The sequence below is a fragment of the Streptomyces sp. NPDC015345 genome, from assembly GCF_043078805.1.
GTDB lineage: Bacteria > Actinomycetota > Actinomycetes > Streptomycetales > Streptomycetaceae > Streptomyces.
On record NZ_JBIBTX010000009.1, the window covers coordinates 46,174 to 63,210 of the forward strand.

19 protein-coding genes are annotated in these 17,037 nt (G+C 70.5%); 13 read left to right on the forward strand and 6 right to left on the reverse strand.

Going from position 1 to position 17,037, the window contains the following annotated elements; translation table 11 throughout:
- Positions 1–200: 200 nt before the first annotated feature.
- The 5 genes from ACF062_RS31610 to ACF062_RS31630 all read left to right on the forward strand — a co-directional run bounded on the left by ACF062_RS31610 (position 201) and on the right by ACF062_RS31630 (position 6,493).
- Complete coding sequence (locus tag ACF062_RS31610; RefSeq protein ID WP_223776896.1) at positions 201–1,205, forward strand: ABC transporter permease; 1,005 nt, start codon at positions 201–203, stop codon at positions 1,203–1,205.
- A gap of 102 nt (positions 1,206–1,307) precedes the next feature.
- Positions 1,308–3,068 carry an ABC transporter substrate-binding protein gene (locus ACF062_RS31615; protein WP_392143061.1) on the forward strand — a complete coding sequence of 587 codons (1,761 nt, stop codon included), beginning with the start codon at positions 1,308–1,310 and terminating at the stop codon, positions 3,066–3,068.
- A gap of 142 nt (positions 3,069–3,210) precedes the next feature.
- Entirely contained in the window at positions 3,211–4,212 is a 1,002-nt protein-coding gene (locus tag ACF062_RS31620) for an ABC transporter permease (RefSeq protein ID WP_223776898.1), read from the forward strand.
- The gene (locus ACF062_RS31625) at positions 4,209–5,306 is read left to right on the forward strand and encodes an ABC transporter ATP-binding protein (RefSeq protein ID WP_320589875.1); all 1,098 of its coding nucleotides are present in this window, start codon (positions 4,209–4,211) and stop codon (positions 5,304–5,306) included. Before ACF062_RS31620 ends, ACF062_RS31625 begins: the two co-directional genes overlap by 4 nt.
- Positions 5,307–5,350: 44 nt before the next feature.
- Positions 5,351–6,493 (forward strand): ABC transporter ATP-binding protein, encoded by a 1,143-nt coding sequence (locus tag ACF062_RS31630; protein WP_392143062.1) that lies wholly within the window; start codon positions 5,351–5,353, stop codon positions 6,491–6,493.
- A 75-nt stretch (positions 6,494–6,568) separates the two neighbouring features.
- On the opposite strand, the gene ACF062_RS31635 is transcribed toward ACF062_RS31630, so the two are convergent.
- On the reverse strand, positions 6,569–6,754 hold the full coding sequence (locus ACF062_RS31635) for a hypothetical protein (protein WP_392143063.1): 186 nt from the start codon (positions 6,752–6,754) through the stop codon (positions 6,569–6,571).
- A gap of 166 nt (positions 6,755–6,920) precedes the next feature.
- On the opposite strand from ACF062_RS31635, the gene ACF062_RS31640 reads away from it, so the two are divergent.
- From ACF062_RS31640 to ACF062_RS31650, 3 genes are read left to right on the forward strand one after another with little or no spacing between them, the layout of a single operon-like run.
- Positions 6,921–7,595 (forward strand): trimeric intracellular cation channel family protein, encoded by a 675-nt coding sequence (locus tag ACF062_RS31640; RefSeq protein WP_392143064.1) that lies wholly within the window; start codon positions 6,921–6,923, stop codon positions 7,593–7,595.
- Positions 7,596–7,650: 55 nt separating this feature from the next.
- On the forward strand, positions 7,651–8,538 hold the full coding sequence (locus ACF062_RS31645) for a thioesterase family protein (protein WP_392143065.1): 888 nt from the start codon (positions 7,651–7,653) through the stop codon (positions 8,536–8,538).
- 58 nt (positions 8,539–8,596) lie between these two features.
- Complete coding sequence (locus ACF062_RS31650) at positions 8,597–9,592, forward strand: helix-turn-helix transcriptional regulator (RefSeq protein ID WP_392143066.1); 996 nt, start codon at positions 8,597–8,599, stop codon at positions 9,590–9,592.
- Here ACF062_RS31650 and ACF062_RS31655 read toward each other — a convergent pair.
- Positions 9,534–10,397: an alpha/beta fold hydrolase gene (locus tag ACF062_RS31655; protein WP_392143067.1), complete on the reverse strand. Its 864-nt coding sequence runs from the start codon at positions 10,395–10,397 to the stop codon at positions 9,534–9,536. The genes ACF062_RS31650 and ACF062_RS31655 overlap by 59 nt on opposite strands.
- Before the next feature lie 70 nt (positions 10,398–10,467).
- The gene (locus ACF062_RS31660; RefSeq protein WP_392143068.1) at positions 10,468–11,124 is read right to left on the reverse strand and encodes a TetR family transcriptional regulator; all 657 of its coding nucleotides are present in this window, start codon (positions 11,122–11,124) and stop codon (positions 10,468–10,470) included.
- A 142-nt stretch (positions 11,125–11,266) separates the two neighbouring features.
- Here ACF062_RS31660 and ACF062_RS31665 point away from each other — a divergent pair, with 142 nt between their 5' ends.
- The 3 genes from ACF062_RS31665 (at position 11,267) to ACF062_RS31675 (ending at position 13,011) form a co-directional block, all read left to right on the forward strand.
- Positions 11,267–11,419: a hypothetical protein gene (locus ACF062_RS31665; RefSeq protein ID WP_392143069.1), complete on the forward strand. Its 153-nt coding sequence runs from the start codon at positions 11,267–11,269 to the stop codon at positions 11,417–11,419.
- Between the two features lie 156 nt (positions 11,420–11,575).
- Entirely contained in the window at positions 11,576–11,794 is a 219-nt protein-coding gene (locus tag ACF062_RS31670) for a DUF4190 domain-containing protein (RefSeq protein ID WP_320591924.1), read from the forward strand.
- Positions 11,795–11,841: 47 nt separating this feature from the next.
- Positions 11,842–13,011, forward strand: coding sequence for a cysteine desulfurase family protein (locus tag ACF062_RS31675; protein WP_392143070.1), 1,170 nt, complete (start codon positions 11,842–11,844; stop codon positions 13,009–13,011).
- Positions 13,012–13,073: 62 nt separating this feature from the next.
- On the opposite strand, the gene ACF062_RS31680 is transcribed toward ACF062_RS31675, so the two are convergent.
- Positions 13,074–13,757, reverse strand: coding sequence for an N-acetylmuramoyl-L-alanine amidase (locus tag ACF062_RS31680; RefSeq protein ID WP_392143071.1), 684 nt, complete (start codon positions 13,755–13,757; stop codon positions 13,074–13,076).
- 67 nt (positions 13,758–13,824) lie between these two features.
- Between ACF062_RS31680 and mnmA the strand changes: the two genes are divergently transcribed.
- Positions 13,825–14,955, forward strand: a complete 1,131-nt coding sequence (gene mnmA, locus ACF062_RS31685; protein ID WP_392143251.1) for a tRNA 2-thiouridine(34) synthase MnmA — start codon at positions 13,825–13,827, stop codon at positions 14,953–14,955.
- Positions 14,956–15,128: 173 nt separating this feature from the next.
- Here mnmA and ACF062_RS31690 read toward each other — a convergent pair whose 3' ends face one another.
- Both ACF062_RS31690 and ACF062_RS31695 read right to left on the reverse strand, forming a co-directional pair.
- Complete coding sequence (locus tag ACF062_RS31690; protein ID WP_392143072.1) at positions 15,129–15,305, reverse strand: Scr1 family TA system antitoxin-like transcriptional regulator; 177 nt, start codon at positions 15,303–15,305, stop codon at positions 15,129–15,131.
- Positions 15,306–15,354: 49 nt separating this feature from the next.
- A complete protein-coding gene (locus ACF062_RS31695) occupies positions 15,355–15,924 on the reverse strand; it encodes a TetR/AcrR family transcriptional regulator (protein ID WP_392143073.1) in 570 nt (189 codons plus the stop codon).
- A 103-nt stretch (positions 15,925–16,027) separates the two neighbouring features.
- On the opposite strand from ACF062_RS31695, the gene ACF062_RS31700 reads away from it, so the two are divergent.
- Entirely contained in the window at positions 16,028–16,936 is a 909-nt protein-coding gene (locus tag ACF062_RS31700; RefSeq protein ID WP_392143074.1) for an alpha/beta hydrolase family protein, read from the forward strand.
- Positions 16,937–17,037: the final 101 nt, after the last annotated feature.

Consider the following 17,037-nt stretch of genomic DNA (forward strand, 5'->3'; position numbering starts at 1 on the left):
CACTCGCGTCCGCATAACGGAACACCTCGATCAGCATCACGGTTGCGCATCCTTTCCCCGTCAAGTCTGGTAACAGATCACAACGTGGATGAAGACTCCCGCTCCAAGGGGCCTTCGCCCCTGCGTACGACGGACTGATCACGTCGCTACAGCGGCAAGTGCGGGCCGGTCACCACCGGTTGAGAGGGGTCCCTGCCACGATGACGGCACCATTGCATGACACACCTGCGGACGCGGACCCGACCGAGGACGTCGCTCCCGCAGTTGATGCAGGGGTGAAGAAGGTCGAGGGGCGGTCCCTCAAGCAGATCGCCTGGAATCGCCTGAAGCGGGACAAGGTCGCCCTCGCGGGCGGCATCACGGTGGTCCTCCTGGTCCTGGTCGCCGTCTTCGCGCCCCTGATCGTGAGCCTCCTCGGCCACCCGCCCAACGACTTCCACCAGGACGAGCTCGACGAGCTGACCAACCTCCCCAAGGGCGCGCTCGGCGGCATGAGCAGCGACTTCCTCTTCGGGGTCGAGCCCAACAAGGGCCGCGACGTCTTCAGCCGCATCGTCTACGGCGCGCGGATCTCGCTCCTGGTGGCGTTCCTCGCCGCCATCGTCGCCGTGGTGCTCGGCACGCTCTTCGGGATCATCGCCGGCTACTTCGGCGGCTGGGTCGACGCCCTGATCAGCCGCGTGATGGACGTGCTGCTCTCCTTCCCGCAGCTGCTCTTCATCATCTCCCTCGTCTCCGTGCTCCCCGACGACCTGCTGGGCCTGACCGGCTCCAGCGTGCGCGTCGCGATCCTCGTGCTGGTCATCGGCTTCTTCGGCTGGCCCTATGTCGGACGTATCGTCAGGGGGCAGACCCTTTCGCTCCGTGAGCGCGAGTACGTGGAAGCGGCCCGCAGCCTCGGCGGCGGAAAGCGCCACATCCTCTTCCGCGAGCTGCTGCCCAACCTGGTCGCCCCGATCACCGTCTACGCGACGCTGATGATCCCGACCAACATCCTCACGGAGGCGGCCCTCAGCTTCCTCGGCGCCGGTGTCCGGCCGCCGACGGCCTCGTGGGGCGGCATGCTGCGCGACGCGCTGGAGACGTACGAGCACGACCCGATGTTCATGGTCTTCCCCGGCGTGACGATCTTCATCACGGTGCTGGCCTTCAACCTCTTCGGCGACGGGCTGCGCGACGCGCTCGACCCGAAGGGGACGCGCTAGAAGTCCCCGACCGACTTGCCCCTGCCGCATGTCAGGTGGCTCTCACCATGGTTCTCCGGCAGTTCAAGGCCAAGGACCGCGAATCTCGGAGGTTACGAGAAAATGCCCACAGTTTCCTCGAAACGACGGCTCGCCGCCGGCGCGGCCCTCGTGGTCGCGGCGCTGGTGACCACCACGGCGTGCGGCGGCGGTGACGGTGACGGAGGCGACTCGAAGGGTGCCGGTTACAACGCGGCGTTCAACAAGGTTGCCAACCCGTCCAAGGAGAAGGGGGGCACGCTGAGGATGGTCGGCAAGCAGGACCTCGACTCGGCCGACCCCCAGCGTGCCTACTACGGCATGTCCTGGGACTTCATGCGCTTCTACACCCGCCAGCTGGTGACGTACGACACCAAGCCGGGCAAGGCGGGCACGAAGCTGGTCCCGGACCTCGCCACCTCCACCGCGAAGATCTCGGACGACGGCAAGACCTACACGTACAAGCTGCGTGATGGTCTGACCTGGGAGGACGGCTCCAAGCTGACCGCCCAGGACATCAAGTACGGCATCGAGCGCGTGTGGGCGACGGACACCATCACCGGTGGCCCCGGCTACATCAAGCAGACGCTCGACCCCAAGGGCAAGTACAAGGGCCCGTACAAGGACACGTCGAAGAAGGGCCTGGACGCGATCCAGACGCCCGACGACCAGACCATCATCTTCAAACTGCCCAAGCGCAACGGCGACTTCGAGCAGTTCCTCGCGATGCCGACCGGCTCCCCGGTGAAGGAGTCCAAGGACACCAAGGCCAAGTACACCCAGCGGCCCTTCTCGTCCGGCCCGTACAAGTTCCAGCAGTACAAGGCCGGCAAGAAGATCGTCCTGGTGCGCAACGAGAACTGGAAGAAGTCCTCGGACCCGATCCGCGCGGCGCTGCCCGACAAGGTCGACGTGACGATCTCCGCCAACCTGGAGGAGAACGACAAGAAGCTGATGGCGGGTGACTACGACCTCGACATGAACGGCACGGGCATGACCCAGTCCGGCCGTGTCACCGCCGTGCAGAAGCACCGCGACAGCGTCGACAACATGCACACGTCCTTCGTGCGCTACGTCGCCCTGGTCCACACCGCGAAGCCCTTCGACAACGTCCACTGCCGCAAGGCCGTGTTCTACGCCACCGACTTCGCGAGCCTCCAGCAGACCCGAGGCGGCAAGGTCGCCGCCGGTGACATCGCCAACAGCACGTTCCCCAAGGCGATCCCCGGCTACAGCGACTACGACCCGTACGGTGTCCTGGCGCGCAAGGGCAAGCCCGACGCCGCCAAGGCCAAGGAGGAGCTGAAGAAGTGCGACAAGCCGAACGGCTTCAGCACCAAGCTCACCGCCCGCAACAACAACCCGGGTGAGGTCGACGCCGCCGAGGCGCTCCAGGAGCAGCTCGGCAAGGTCGGCATCAAGGTCCAGGTCGACTCCCTCGACGGCGCCGACACCTCCAGCATCACCGGCTCGCCGTCCGTCGTGAAGAAGCGCGGCTACGGCATGACGATGAGCGGCTGGGGCCCGGACTTCCCCTCCGGCCAGGGCTACGCGCAGCCGCTGTTCGACAGCCGCTTCCTGAACCCGACCGGCAACTACAACGAGTCCCAGATCAAGGACAAGAAGGTCGACGCGCTCTTCGACAAGGCGATCGCCGAGACCGACCCGGCCAAGGCCGGCGAGATCTACAAGGAACTCGACAAGCGGATCCTCGACAACGCCGACTGGATGCCCTTCCTCTACGAGAAGAACATCACCTGGCGCGGACCGCGGCTGACCAACGCCTACATGTCCGACGGCTACAACGGCCGTTACGACTACGTCTCGCTCGGCGTCAAGAAGTAGCACCCGGCAACACCCGCCGCAGCAAAAGCAGTTGATTGTCCCACCGCCGCCGAATCCCGCCAGTCCGAAGGGCAGGTGATGGCCCCGGGCGGCGGCCAGGACTCCCCACAAGGGGGTGCTGGCCGCCGCCGGGCCGCGCACAGTGCTTGCTTATCTCATCCGGCGCCTGATCGCCGTCGTCATCATGGTGCTGGTCGTACTGCTCGCGACCTTCACCGTCTTCTTCATGCTGCCCAAGTGGGCGGGACAGGACATCGCCGTCCTCTTCGCCGGCAAGGCCACCGGTGCCGAGCAGATCGAGGGCATCCGGACCAAACTGGGGCTCAGCGACCCCCTCCTCGTCCAGTTCTGGGACTTCATCAAGGGCATCCCGATGGGGCGCGACTACGTCAACGGCAGTGACGTCACGCACTGCCCGGCGCCCTGCTTCGGCTACTCCTTCCGCACCGAGGCCCCCGTCTGGGAGACCCTCAAGGACGCCCTGCCCGTCACCGGCGCGCTCGCCGCCGGAGCGTGCGTGCTGTGGCTCGCCGGCGGTGTCGCCACCGGCGTCATCTCCGCGCTGCGCCGGGGCACCATCTGGGACCGGGCCGCGATGACCACCGCGCTCGGCGGCGTCTCGCTCCCCGTCTTCTTCACCGGCATGATCGCGATGGGCGTCTTCGTCCACCAGCTGGGCTGGGTCAAGATCGCGGACAGCCTCAGCACCGACGACTCGGCGGGCGTCTGGCTCCAGACGCTGATCCTGCCGTGGATCGTCCTCGCCTTCCTCAACGCCGCGATGTACGCCCGGCTCACCCGCGCCACCATGCTGGAAGTGCTGGGCGAGGACTACATCCGCACCGCCCGCGCCAAGGGCCTCGGCGAGTCCGTCGTCATCCGCAAGCACGCGCTGCGTTCCGCGATGACGCCGATCCTCACCGTCTTCGGCCTCGACCTCGGTGTCCTGATGGGCGGCGCCGTGCTCACCGAGTCCACGTTCAACCTGCCGGGGCTCGGCCTGGAGGCGGTCAGGGCCATCAGCAGCAAGGACCTGCCCGTCATCCTCGGGGTGACCCTGTGCGCGGCGCTCGCGATCGCCGTGGCCAACCTCGTCGTCGACCTTATGTACGCCGTCATCGACCCGCGAGTGAGGCTGGGATGACCGAACTGTCCAAGAGCGGGGCCGCGGTGGGCGAGCCCGTCGTCGACTCGCCCGCTCCCTCCGCCTTCCTGGAGGTGCGCGACCTCAAGGTGCACTTCCCGACCGACGACGGCCTGGTCAAGTCCGTCGACGGGCTGAACTTCACGCTGGAGAAGGGCAAGACCCTCGGCATCGTGGGCGAGTCGGGCTCCGGCAAGTCGGTCACCTCGCTCGGCATCCTCGGCCTGCACACCGCCGGCCAGTACGGTGCCCGCAGGGCGCAGATCTCCGGCGAGATCTGGCTGGGCGGCAAGGAGCTGCTCGGCGCCGACCCCGCCGAGGTGCGCAAGCTGCGCGGCCGCGAGATGGCGATGATCTTCCAGGATCCGCTCTCCGCGCTGCACCCGTACTTCTCCATCGGCAAGCAGATCACCGAGGCGTACCGGGTCCACAACGACGTCGACAAGAAGACCGCGCGCAAGCGCGCGATCGAGATGCTCGACCGGGTCGGGATCCCGCAGCCCGACAAGCGTGTGGACAGCTACCCGCACGAGTTCTCGGGCGGCATGCGCCAGCGCGCGATGATCGCCATGGCGCTGGTGAACAACCCCGAGCTGCTCATCGCCGACGAGCCGACCACCGCCCTGGACGTCACCGTCCAGGCGCAGATCCTCGACCTCATCCGGGATCTGCAGAAGGAGTTCGGCTCCGCCGTCATCATGATCACGCACGACCTGGGCGTCGTCGCCGAGATGGCCGACGAACTGCTGGTCATGTACGGCGGCCGGTGCGTCGAGCGCGGCACCGCCGAGAAGGTCTTCTACGAGCCGCAGCACCCCTACACCTGGGGTCTGCTCGGTTCGATGCCCCGCATCGACCGCGAGGAGACCGAGCGGCTCATCCCGGTCAAGGGCTCGCCGCCCAGCCTGATCAACCTGCCGAGCGGCTGCGCCTTCAACCCGCGCTGCCCCTACGCCGACATCCCCAAGGACCAGATCACCCGCCGCGAGCGCCCCGAGCTGCGGCTTGTGGCCGACGGGCACTACTCCGCCTGCCATATGTCGCAGGACGAGCGCACCCGGATCTGGACCGAAGAGATTGCGCCGAAGCTGTGAAAGACGATGCGAAAGACCCGAAGGACACGGCGGAGGGCCAGGAGATGACGAGCCCGGCACAGACGAAGAGCTCGCCCGAGCCGCTGCTCAAGGTCGAGGGCCTGGTGAAGCACTTTCCCATCAAGAAGGGGCTGCTCCAGCGCCAGGTGGCGGCCGTGCAGGCGGTCGACGGGCTGACCTTCGACGTCCGTCCCGGGGAGACGCTCGGCGTGGTCGGCGAGTCCGGCTGCGGCAAGTCGACGATGGGCCGGCTGATCACCCGCCTGCTCGAACCGACCGGCGGCCGCGTCGAGTTCGAGGGCACGGACATCACGCACCTGAACACGGGCAGGATGCGTCCGCTCCGCCGTGACGTGCAGATGATCTTCCAGGACCCGTACTCGTCGCTGAACCCGCGGCACACCATCGGCACGATCGTCGGCGCGCCCTTCAAGCTCCAGGGCGTCAAGCCCGAGGGCGGCGTGAAGAAGACCGTGCAGGAGATGCTGGAGCGGGTCGGGCTCAGCCCCGAGCACTACAACCGCTACCCGCACGAGTTCTCCGGCGGCCAGCGCCAGCGCATCGGCATCGCGCGGGCGCTCGCCCTGCGGCCCAAGCTGGTGGTGGCGGACGAGCCGGTCTCGGCCCTGGACGTCTCCATCCAGGCCCAGGTGGTCAACCTCCTGGACGATCTTCAGGACGAGCTGGGCCTGACGTACGTGATCATCGCGCACGACCTGTCGGTCATCCGGCACGTGTCGGACCGCATCGCGGTGATGTACCTCGGCAAAATCGTGGAGCTGGCGGACCGCAAGGACCTCTACTCCACGCCGATGCACCCGTACACCAAGGCGCTGCTCTCCGCGGTGCCGGTGCCCGACCCCAAGCGGCGCGGCGTCAAGAGCGACCGCATCCTGCTCCGCGGTGACGTCCCGTCGCCGATCGACCCGCCCTCCGGCTGCCGCTTCCACACGCGGTGCTGGAAGGCGACGGAGATCTGCAGGACGAAGGAGCCGCCGCTGATCCCGCTCGCCTCCGGGCACCAGGTGGCGTGCCACCACCCGGAGAACGCGCCGGACCAGGCGCCCGAGGACACCACGCTGCTCTCGGCCGCCAAGGAGGCGATCGAGGTGGTGACGGTGGTCGCCAAGGCCGAGGAGACGGCGGCGACGGAGAAGGCCGACTCGGGCAAGCCGGCCGACAAGTAGTCGTGGTGAAGGCCGACAAGTAGTCGTGGTGAAAGGAGGGCACGCGCAGGGGCGCGTGCCCTCCCTTCGTGCGTGTCACTCCGTGACGGTCCAGCGCCCCACTTTTCGGTACGCCGAGTCGTGGACGCTCTCGCCGTCCCCGGGCGTCAGCGCGTAGTGGCCGAGGTTGCCGCCCCAGTACCGCAGGATCCGGCCGAGCTCCTCCGCCGCCTTCCCCTCGAACGCGTCCTCGCCCATGTCGACCTCCAGCAGGAACTTCATGGCTGCCTCGCTCCTCTCGTCACCGGTGCTTCAACTTTCTCATTGAAGTCCTTTGTGAGACTTTCCGGACGGTCCCTGCTGCTGTAGCGGGGACGACGGGCGGCCAACCCTCAAATGAGGGTGAGGCCCGCGGCGGGGCCGGGCCGGGCGCGGGTAAGAATGGCGCGTGCTCCAGGATCTGTTCACCCCCTCCGTCCAGCACGCGCTCGACATCGTGGGGATCTTCGTCTTCGCGATCTCCGGCGCGCTGCTCGCCGTGCGCAAGAACTTCGACGTCTTCGGCATCGCCGTCCTCGCCGAGGTCACCGCGCTGGGCGGAGGACTCTTCCGCGACCTGGTCATCGGGGCGGTCCCGCCGGCCGCCTTCACCGACCTCGGGTACTTCATCACCCCGCTGTTCGCGGCGGCCCTGGTCTTCTTCCTGCACCCGGAGGTGGAGCGCACCCAGCTCGCGGTGAACGTCTTCGACGCCGCCGGGCTCGGCCTCTTCTGCGTCGCGGGCACCACCAAGGCGTACGACTACGGCCTCGGCCTCACCGCGTCGGCCACCCTCGGCCTGATGACCGCGGTGGGCGGCGGCGTACTGCGGGACATCGTCGCCAACGAAGTGCCCTCGCTGGTCCGCTGGGACCGCGACCTCTACGCCGTGCCCGCCATCGTGGGCGCGACGATGGTCGCCCTGTGCATCCGCTTCGATGAGCTGACGGCGTTCACCAGCGGCCTCGCCGTCGTGACGACGTTCGTCCTGCGGCTGCTGGCGCTGCGCTATCACTGGCGGGCGCCGCGCGCCTGGAACCGGCGGTCGACCGCGGTCGAGGCGGAGGCCGAGGAGACGCCGTAGACGCCGTAGCGAGGAAAAGCTACCGCTCAGTAATCGAATGTTGTACGTTGCTGCCATGGCAACGGCAGCATCGGCACCCTCGGCAGCCTCACTCCCCGCATCGACGACCGCGCGCATCGGCGACAGCGAGTTCGACCGCGACACCGCGGTCACCCGGCGCGAGCCCGGCGTCTACGACACCGAGCTCTCCGCCGGCTGGACGATCATCAACGCCGTCAACGGCGGCTATCTCCTGGCCGTCCTCGGCCGCGCCCTCGCCGACGCGCTGCCGCACGCCGACCCCTTCACCATCTCCGCGCACTACCTCACCGCCTCGGCCCCCGGCCCCGCGGTGATCCGCACGGACGTGGTGCGCGCCGGCCGGACCCTCTCCACCGGGCAGGCCTCCCTCTTCCAGTACGACGAGGAGGGCCGCGAGGTCGAGCGGATCCGCGTGCTCGCCTCGTACGGAGACCTCGACGCGCTCCCCGACGACGTCCGCACCACCGCCGAGCCGCCCGCGATCCCGCCGCTCGACCAGTGCTTCGGCGCGCAGGACGCTCCCGACCACCGCCCGGTGCCCGGCAGTTCCGCCATCGCCGACCGCCTCTTCCTGAAGCTCGACCCCGCCACGCTCGGCTGGGCGCTCGGGCAGCCGTCCGGCAAGGGGGAGATGCGCGGCTGGTTCGGCCTCGCGGACGGCCGCGACGCCGACCCGCTGTCGCTGCTGCTCGCGGTGGACGCGCTGCCGCCGACCGCCTTCGAGATGGGACTGACCGGCTGGGTGCCCACCGTGGAGCTCACGGTGCACGTCCGCCACCGCCCCGCCCCCGGCCCGCTGCGCGTCGCGATCACCACGCGGAACCTCGCGGGCGGCTTCCTGGAGGAGGACGCGGAGGTCTGGGACAGCGAGGACCGGCTGGTGGCCCAGTCACGCCAGCTCGCCCGGGCCCGGCTCTCCTAGGGCTCCTCCGGGTTCCCGCGGCCCCCGGGTCGGGCAGGCGTACGAGATCCTTGTGCGCGTGAAATCCGACCGGCTGCTCTCGATCCTGCTGCTGCTCCAGACGCGCGGCCGGGTGCCCGCGCACGAGCTGGCCGCCCGTCTCGAAGTCTCCGTCCGCACGATCTACCGGGACGTCGAGGCCCTGTCCGCCTCCGGTGTCCCGGTCTACGCCGAGCGCGGGCGGCACGGCGGCATCGCACTGCTCGCCGGGTTCCGCACCGACGTGACGGGACTGACCGCCGACGAGTCACGGGCTCTGTTCGTCCTCGCCGCGCAGGGCGCGCACGCCGCGCTCGGCCTGGACGAGGCGCTCGGTTCCGCGCTGCGCAAGGTCATGGCCGCGCTGCCCGAACCGCACCGGCCCGGCGCGGAGTTGGCGAGCCGCCGCATCCTCGTGGACGCCTCGCGCTGGATGAAGGGGCCCCTGCCCGTCGACCTGGAGGTGCTCCAGGACGCGGTCTTCGCCGACCGCAGGCTGCGGCTGCGCTACCGGCACAGCGGCGCCGCGCAGGCGCGCACGTACACCGTCGACCCGTACGGCCTCGTGTGCAAGGCCGGCATCTGGTACCTGGTCGCCGACCGGCGCGGCACGCCGCGCCTCTTCCGGGCCGACCGGATTGGCTCGGCGGCCGTCACCGACGCCCCGGTGCGGCGCCGCCCGGACGCCGAACTGGCGGACGTGTGGGCGGTGTTGAAGCACGCGGTGGAGAACCGGCCGGGCGACCTCAAGGTGACGGTCCGGGTGCGGCGCGCCCGCTACGACCTGTTCCTGCGCATCAACGGCAAGTCGGTCACCCGGCTGCCGCCGGACCACGACGGCGAGAGCGAGTGGCTCACGGTCCCCCTCGCCTTCGAAGCCGTGGGCGAGGCGCGGACCCTGCTGCCGTTCGCCGACGACGTCGAGGTGCTCTCGCCGCCCGAGGTGCGCGACGAACTCGCCCGGGCCGCCGCCGCGGTCACCCGTCTGTACGCGGGGAAGCCTCTGCCCGCAGGAAACGGGCCAGCTCCCCGGTGAGTTCGGCGGGCGCGTCCTCCTGTACGAGGTGGCCCGCGCCCTCGATCAGGCGCAGCTCGGCGCCGGGGATCGCCGCGGCCAGCTCATGGCCGCGCGCCACCGGGAGCCAGGTGTCGTCGGCGCCCCAGCAGATCAGTACGGGCAGGTCCAACTCCCCGTACCTGCCCTGGATCTCATCGGTGTACCGCTGGTCGTTCTGCTGGATCTGCCGGTAGAAGGCGGGTTGCCCCTCGGCCGTGCACCAGGGTGCCACGAGCCGGTCGAGCACGGCCGGATGCAGACCGCGGTGACTCGCTGAGCTCACGTACTCGCGTACGAGCGCCTCGTGCAGATTGACCGGCAGCTGCCCGAAGACCTCGGCGTGCGCGCCGAGGAGCCGGTAGGTGGCGGTGCCCCACGGGGCGAGGGCCACGGGGTCGACGAGGGCGAGGCGGGCGTAGCGGGCGCCGTGCAGCAGGTGCGCGCGCAGGGCCACGCAGCCGCCGAAGTCGTGGGCGAGGACGGCGGGCCGCGCCAGGCCCCAGTGGCCGAGCAGCTCGGTGAGGACCCGGCCCTGCGCGGCGAGCGAGACGTCCTGCCCCTGCCGCATCTCCGAGGCGCCATATCCGGCCAGGTCCCAGACGTACACGCGGTGTTCGCGCGCGAGGGAGCGGGCGACGGCCCGCCAGACGTACGACGAGAAGGGGGTGCCGTGGACCAGCACGACGGGCGGGGCGTCGGCGGGGCCGAGCGCGGCCCAGCGGACGGTGCCCGAGGAGCTGGGGAAGGTCTGGTCGAGGGTCCAGGTGTCCTGTGCGGTCGTCATGACCGTAGAGGCTAGTTGCCCCTTACGCGGGAGTCGAGAGGGCGCTGCCCTGTTGTTCGGGCGCCGGCGGTCAGCGCTCGTCCAGCCAGTGGCGGCGGCCGAGACTGACCAGGCGCAGCTGGCGGCGCGCCGTGGCCGCCACCCGTTCCGCGGCCCCGGGGTCGGCGCCCGCCGCGCCCGCTTCCAGGAGTGCCGACGCGGTCATCACCATGTGGTCGACGTACATCCCGGCGAGCATCAGCAGATCGTCCTCGGCCCAGCCCGCCGCCTGGGGCTCGTGGGCGAACTGGTCCCTGACCTCCTGGGCGAACAGGGCGAGCTGGCCGCCTATCGCGGCGCGCACGGCCTGTACGCCGCCGTGCTGTTCGCGGGCGATGAAGCGGACGTGGGCGGGGTGGGTGCGGACGTACGCGGCGATCAGTTCGACGGTGGCCGCGATGCGCTCCTCCCCTTCGTCCTCGCCCGCGCTGTCGCCGGTCGCGGAGAGCAGGGCGGTGAGCGCCGTGTGCAGGCTGCCGAGCGCCTCCTCGACGAGCGCCACGCCGAGGTCGGCCATGTCGCGGAAGTGCCGGTAGAAGGCGGTGGGGGCGACGCCCACGGCGCGGGTGACCTCACGCAGGCCGAGGCTGCTCAGGCTCTGCTCCTCGAGCAGCTGGAGCGCCGCGTCGAGAAGTGCCTGCCGGGTCTTCTGTTTCTGGGCCTGCCGGACGCCGAGCGTGTGACTCATGACATGCAGTTAACAACTGTTCTCCGAGTTTTGGAAGCGCGGGGGCGGCTACCCTGTAAGTCAGTGAACAGTTGTTACCACAAGCGTTCACCGAACTGCTCCCGGCCTCCGGGGGCGCGTTCGCCGATTGGAGAGGGATCTCATGCTCTTCGTTGTCGCCGCCCTGCTCCTGCTGGGTGTGGCCATGGGTTCAGTGGCCCACCTCCCGCTGCCGGCCACGCTGGTCGCCGCCTTGGCCATCGGTGCGTGGCTCGCGGTCTTCGCGGTCCGCGAGCGCACGCGCCACCACCACTGAGCCGGAAGGAGCCCGACCATGGCACTCACCACCGAACGCGCTGCCGAGCGCACCGCCGAACGTACTGCCGCTGAGCGCCCCGCCGAACGTCCTGCTGCCGAGCGCCCCGCCGACCGCGCCCCGGAGCGCCCCACCGGACGCCGTGACACCGACGGCATGGCCGTCGCCTCCTTCGTCTGCGGCCTGCTCGGACTGCTCGTCCTGAACGTCTTCCTCGGCCCCCTCGCGATCGTCCTCGCGGGCCTCGCCCTGTGGCGCGGCACCGGCCGAAGCGGCCGTGCGCTGCTCGGACTCGGGCTCGGCGTGGCCGACCTCGTCGTCCTCGGCGTGCTCGTCTCGATGGACGGCACCGTGTCCTGGGGTCTCGCAGGCTGATACCACCGGGTCGTACGGTGCCGTACGGCTCGTAGAATCGTCGCACCATGGCCTACCTCGACCACGCAGCGACCACTCCGATGCTCCCGGAGGCGATCGCGGCGATGACCGCGCAGATCGCCGTCACCGGCAACGCCTCCTCGCTGCACGCGGCGGGCCGCCGGGCGCGCCGCACCGTCGAGGAGGCCCGCGAGACACTCGCCGAGTCGCTCGGCGCACGCCCCAGCGAGGTGGTCTTCACCTCCGGGGGCACCGAGGCCGACAACCTCGCGGTGAAGGGCCTGTACTGGGCCCGCCGCGACGCGGAGCCGGCCCGCACCCGCGTCCTCGCCAGCCCCGTCGAGCACCACGCCGTCCTCGACGCCGTCCACTGGCTCGGGGAGCACGAGGGCGCCACCGTCGAGTACATCCCGGTCGACGCCCACGGCCGTGTCCACCCCGATGCCCTGCGCGAGGCGATCGCACGCGACCCCGACGACGTCGCCCTGGCCACCGTCATGTGGGCCAACAACGAGATCGGCACGATCCAGCCGGTCCGCGAACTGGCCGACGTCGCCGCGGAGTTCGGCGTCCCGCTGCACGCCGACGCCGTGCAGGCCTACGGCCAGGTCCCCGTCGACTTCGGGGCGTCCGGGCTCGCCGCGATGACCGTCTCCGGACACAAGATCGGCGGACCGTACGGCATCGGGGCGCTGCTGCTCGGCCGTGAGTACAGCCCCGTCCCCGTGCTGCACGGCGGCGGCCAGGAGCGGCATGTGCGCTCCGGGACGCTCGACGTGCCGGCCGTCGCCGCCTTCGCCGTCGCGGGGGAGTACGCCGCCGAGCACCGCGAGCGCTTCGCCGCCGAGATCGGCGCGCTCCGCGACGACCTGGTGGCCGCGGTCCGCTCGGCGGTCCCCGAGGCGGTCCTCGGCGGTGACCCGTCCCCGGCGGGCCGGCTGCCCGCCAACGCGCACTTCTCCTTCCCCGGCTGCGAGGGCGACTCGCTCCTGCTGCTGCTCGACGCGCAGGGCATCGAGTGCTCCACCGGGTCGGCGTGCACGGCGGGCGTCGCCCAGCCCAGCCACGTCCTGCTCGCCACGGGCACCGCCCCCGCCCTGGCGCGCGGCACACTCCGCTTCTCGCTCGGCCACACGTCGACGAAGGCGGACGTCGACGCGGTGGCCGCGGCGATCGGCCCGGCGGTGGAGCGGGCGCGCTCGGCGGGCCTGAGCTAGGCGGGCCTGAACTAGGCGGGCCTGAGCCAGGCGGGTGAGCCGCAGGGCGAGGAAGGTGCCGCCTAGGCCTTCCTGGTGGCCTTCCGGGGTGCCTCGCGGGCGGCCCGCACCAGGCGCATGTACCGGTCCCAGTCCCAGTGCGGGCCGGGGTCCGTGTGGTCCGTGCCCGGCACCTCCACGTGCCCGATGATGTGCTCCCGGTCGACCGGGATGTCGTACCGCTCGCATATCCCGGCCGTCAGCCGCGCGGACGAGGCGTACATCGCGTCGGTGAACGACGACTTGTCGTCGACGAAGCCCTCGTGCTCGATGCCGACGCTTCGTTCGTTGTAGCTCCTGTTGCCCGCGTGGAACGCCACGTCCAGCTCGCGGATCATCTGCGCCACATGCCCGTCCTTGCGGACCACGTAGTGCGTGGCGGCGCCGTGGCTCGGGTCCTTGAAGACCCGCAGCGCCGTGGCGTACCCGCCCTGGACGACGTGGATGATGACGCGGTCGATGCCGTAGTCGTCGGGGCGGTCGGCGCGCCGCCAGTTGTAGTCCGACGCGGCGGTCCACTGCGCGCCCTTGGCGTCGACCTCGCCCTCCTTGCGTCTCTTGACGACCCCGGGCAGCCGCCACCACAGCCGCCCCAGCTCGTCCTGGGCGAGCACGGCCGTGCCGGCGGCGGCCACGCCGCCACCGATCAGCAGGGTGCGCCGGCTGACTCCGCGGCTTCCCGGCTTCTGCGCCTCTGGTTCCCCCATGTGATCGTCAACGCTTACTCACGGGCATCCGGTTCCCGCGGGCCCGTACTCTGTTAGGGCTATGACTTTGACCGAGACCCCGCAGCCCGCCCAGCGCCCCCTCCGTGTCCTGGCCGCCATGTCCGGAGGCGTGGACTCCGCCGTCGCCGCCGCCCGTGCCGCCGAGGCCGGACACGACGTGACGGGAGTGCACCTCGCGCTCTCGGCCAACCCCCAGTCGTTCCGCACGGGCGCGCGGGGCTGCTGCACCATCGAGGACTCGCGCGACGCCCGCCGCGCCGCGGACGTCATCGGCATCCCGTTCTACGTGTGGGACCTCGCCGAGCGGTTCCGTGAGGACGTGGTCGAGGACTTCGTCGCCGAGTACGAGGCGGGGCGCACCCCCAACCCGTGCCTGCGCTGCAACGAGAAGATCAAGTTCGCCGCGCTCCTGGACAAGGCCCTCGCGCTCGGCTTCGACGCGGTCGTCACCGGCCACTACGCCAAGGTGATCGTCCGCGAGGACGGCACGCGCGAGCTGCACCGCGCCTCCGACATGGCCAAGGACCAGAGCTACGTCCTCGGGGTCCTGGACGACCGTCAGCTCGCCCACGCGATGTTCCCCCTCGGTGACACGGTCACCACCAAGGAGGAGATCCGCGCGGAGGCCGAGCGCCGAGGCCTCGCCGTCGCCAAGAAGCCCGACAGCCACGACATCTGCTTCATCGCCGACGGCGACACCCAGGGCTTCCTCGCTGCCCGCCTCGGCAAGGCGGAGGGCGACATCGTGGACGAGTCCGGGGAGGTCCTCGGCACCCACGAAGGGGCGTACGGCTACACCATCGGCCAGCGCAAGGGCCTGCGGATCGGCACCCCCGCCCCCGACGGCAAGCCGCGCTACGTCCTGGACATCTCCCCGGTGAACAACACCGTGACGGTCGGCCCGGCCGCCGCCCTGGACGTGACCGCCCTGACCGCCATCAAGCCCCGCTGGTGCGGCGCGGCCCCCACCGGGCCCGGCACGTACACGGCACAGCTGCGGGCCCACGGTGGCGAGACGGAGGTCACCGCGGAGCTCGTCGACGGCGCCCTGAACGTCTCCTTCACCGAGCCCGTCCGGGGCGTGGCCCCCGGCCAGGCGATCGTCCTGTACGACGGCACGCGCGTGGTGGGCTCGGCGACGATCGCGGCGACGGAGCGGGCGACGGCCGGGGTCTGACCTGTCGGCATGCTCCGGGCGGGCTGCTTGTACGGGACTGGCCCCGGGCCGGCGTCGGCGTCTGCGGCGGGACCGAGCGGTGTCCACTCGCGGCGGCCGGTCCGGGCGAGGACGAGGCCGCCCGCGTGCTGTCCTGCGGGAGAAGGGACGAGGCCGCGAGTGAGCGGCGGGCGTCAGCAGGCGAACAGCGCGCGGGCGTGGTCCTCGGTCTGAAATAGACCTGGCATAGGGGCTGTCTGGAGTGTGCGCACGCTCGTGGCATGGTGCTCAAGCTCCGCCACATCCAGGAAACCCGGAGGGATTTCGCCTCGGCACTCGTCCCACCACCCGCGCGTGCCACCTCCGGTCATCGAGGCAAGAGCATCGCGATGTTGCGCGAAGCAGGCGTCCCGGCCCGCGCTATGCCTTGCGGCGGCATCCGGCGAGGAGGGTCGCGACCATGTGCTCCGCGTCGGCCCGGTCGTAGTCGGGGCCGGTGATGCAGAGGTTTCCGATGGCGCGCATGAGCGTGTAGGCGGTGATGTCCGGGCTGATTTCGTCGGCGGCGGCGCAGGCGTCGAGCAGCGTTGCGCAGGCCGGGACCAGGGTGTCGAGCATGAGGGCGTGGAGGTTCTCCAGTCCTGGATCGCCGGACCCCAGGGCGGCGCCGAGGCCGTGCTTGGTCACCAGGAACTCCACGAACGCGTCCGCCCAGCGGGTCAGGGCGGTGAACGGGGAGGCCGATTCCTCCAGGAGCCGGGGCGCGAGTGCGGTGCAGGTGTCGATCTGGTGCCGGTAGACGGCGGTGACGAGGTCCGCCCGTGTCGGGAAGTTCCGGTAGATGGTGCCGACGCCGACGCCGGCGCGTTCGGCGATATCGCGGATGGGGGCCTGCACGCCCTGGTCCACGAAGACCGCCGCTGCGGCCGCCAGCACGCCGCTGCGGGTGCGCTGCGCCTGTGCTTGACGTACTCCGGCCGGTTCCGGCACGAGGCTCTCCCTTTACTCGCGGAACAATGTTCCGCTAAATTGGCGGAACGGTGCTCCGCCAAAGTACGGCAGAGCGATCCCACGGGGAAAGCGCAGGTCTCCCATGTCTTCCAGCCATCTCGACCAGCAGATCGTCGCCGTCAAGCCCATCACTGTTTCCGCGCCCAGCCGCAGCGTCGGCCTCCAGGTAAAGGTCACCGCCCCGCTGACAGGCCAGAACCTTCCCGTCATCGTGTTCTCCCACGGCAACGCATGGTCCCTGGACGGATACGAGCCTCTCGTCGACAGGTGGGCAGCCAACGGATTCGTCGTCGTGCAGCCCACCCACCTGGACTCCCGCCGCAACGGCATCGGGTGGGACGACCCGCGCTTCGCCACCATCTGGCGCGTCCGGATCGCCGACCTCCACGCGGTCCTCGACAACCTCGGCGACATCTTTCTCCAGGCGGGCCTGGAGACCCGCGTCAACCCCGAGCGCATCGCGGTCGTCGGCCATTCCTGGGGCGCCCAGACCGCCGGCGCGATCCTCGGCGCACGCGTGCTCGACGCCGACGGCATTCCCGGAGAGGACTTCTCCCACTCCGCGGTCTCGGCCGGCGCGCTGATCGCCGCGACCGGAACCGGCGACACCCTCACCCCGTTCGCCGCCGAACACCTTCCGTTCATGAGGCCGGACTACTCCACCATGACCACCCCGGCCCTGGTCATCGCGGGCGGCAAGGACCAGTCCCAGCTCTCCACCCGGGGACCGGAGTGGTTCACCGACGCCTACCACCTCAGCCCGTCCCCGAAGAGCCTGCTCACCATCGCCGAGGGCGAGCACACCCTGGGCGGCCTCGCCGGCGAGATGGCCGCCGAGACCACCGATGAGGACCCCGCCCTCGTCGCCCTCGTCGCCGACGCGATCTCCGCCTACCTCCACGACGCCCTCAAGCTCGACGACGCCGCGTGGGCTGCCCTCAACAACGCCGCTGCGGCTGGTGACGGCACATGGAGCATCACCAGCAAGTGAACCCGGCCAGACGGCGCTGACGACCGAGCCGAGGGCGAGCGGAGCGGGCTCACGGGTGCACGCCAACCGCGACCGCCTGCGTCGACGCGGAATCCGCTGCA

Coding starts and splice junctions, on each gene's coding strand:
- ACF062_RS31610 (WP_223776896.1), top strand. CDS start 201: ATGACGGCACCATTGCATGACACACCTGCGGACGCGGACCCGACCGAG.
- ACF062_RS31670 (WP_320591924.1), top strand. CDS start 11,576: ATGGCCGTCGCCTCCTTCGTCTGCGGCCTGCTCGGACTGCTCGTCCTG.
- ACF062_RS31675 (WP_392143070.1), top strand. CDS start 11,842: ATGGCCTACCTCGACCACGCAGCGACCACTCCGATGCTCCCGGAGGCG.
- ACF062_RS31625 (WP_320589875.1), top strand. CDS start 4,209: ATGACCGAACTGTCCAAGAGCGGGGCCGCGGTGGGCGAGCCCGTCGTC.
- ACF062_RS31635 (WP_392143063.1), bottom strand. CDS start 6,754: ATGAAGTTCCTGCTGGAGGTCGACATGGGCGAGGACGCGTTCGAGGGG.
- ACF062_RS31655 (WP_392143067.1), bottom strand. CDS start 10,397: ATGACGACCGCACAGGACACCTGGACCCTCGACCAGACCTTCCCCAGC.
- ACF062_RS31660 (WP_392143068.1), bottom strand. CDS start 11,124: ATGAGTCACACGCTCGGCGTCCGGCAGGCCCAGAAACAGAAGACCCGG.
- ACF062_RS31665 (WP_392143069.1), top strand. CDS start 11,267: ATGCTCTTCGTTGTCGCCGCCCTGCTCCTGCTGGGTGTGGCCATGGGT.
- ACF062_RS31615 (WP_392143061.1), top strand. CDS start 1,308: ATGCCCACAGTTTCCTCGAAACGACGGCTCGCCGCCGGCGCGGCCCTC.
- ACF062_RS31700 (WP_392143074.1), top strand. CDS start 16,028: ATGTCTTCCAGCCATCTCGACCAGCAGATCGTCGCCGTCAAGCCCATC.
- ACF062_RS31630 (WP_392143062.1), top strand. CDS start 5,351: ATGACGAGCCCGGCACAGACGAAGAGCTCGCCCGAGCCGCTGCTCAAG.
- ACF062_RS31680 (WP_392143071.1), bottom strand. CDS start 13,757: ATGGGGGAACCAGAGGCGCAGAAGCCGGGAAGCCGCGGAGTCAGCCGG.
- ACF062_RS31690 (WP_392143072.1), bottom strand. CDS start 15,305: ATGACCGGAGGTGGCACGCGCGGGTGGTGGGACGAGTGCCGAGGCGAA.
- ACF062_RS31645 (WP_392143065.1), top strand. CDS start 7,651: ATGGCAACGGCAGCATCGGCACCCTCGGCAGCCTCACTCCCCGCATCG.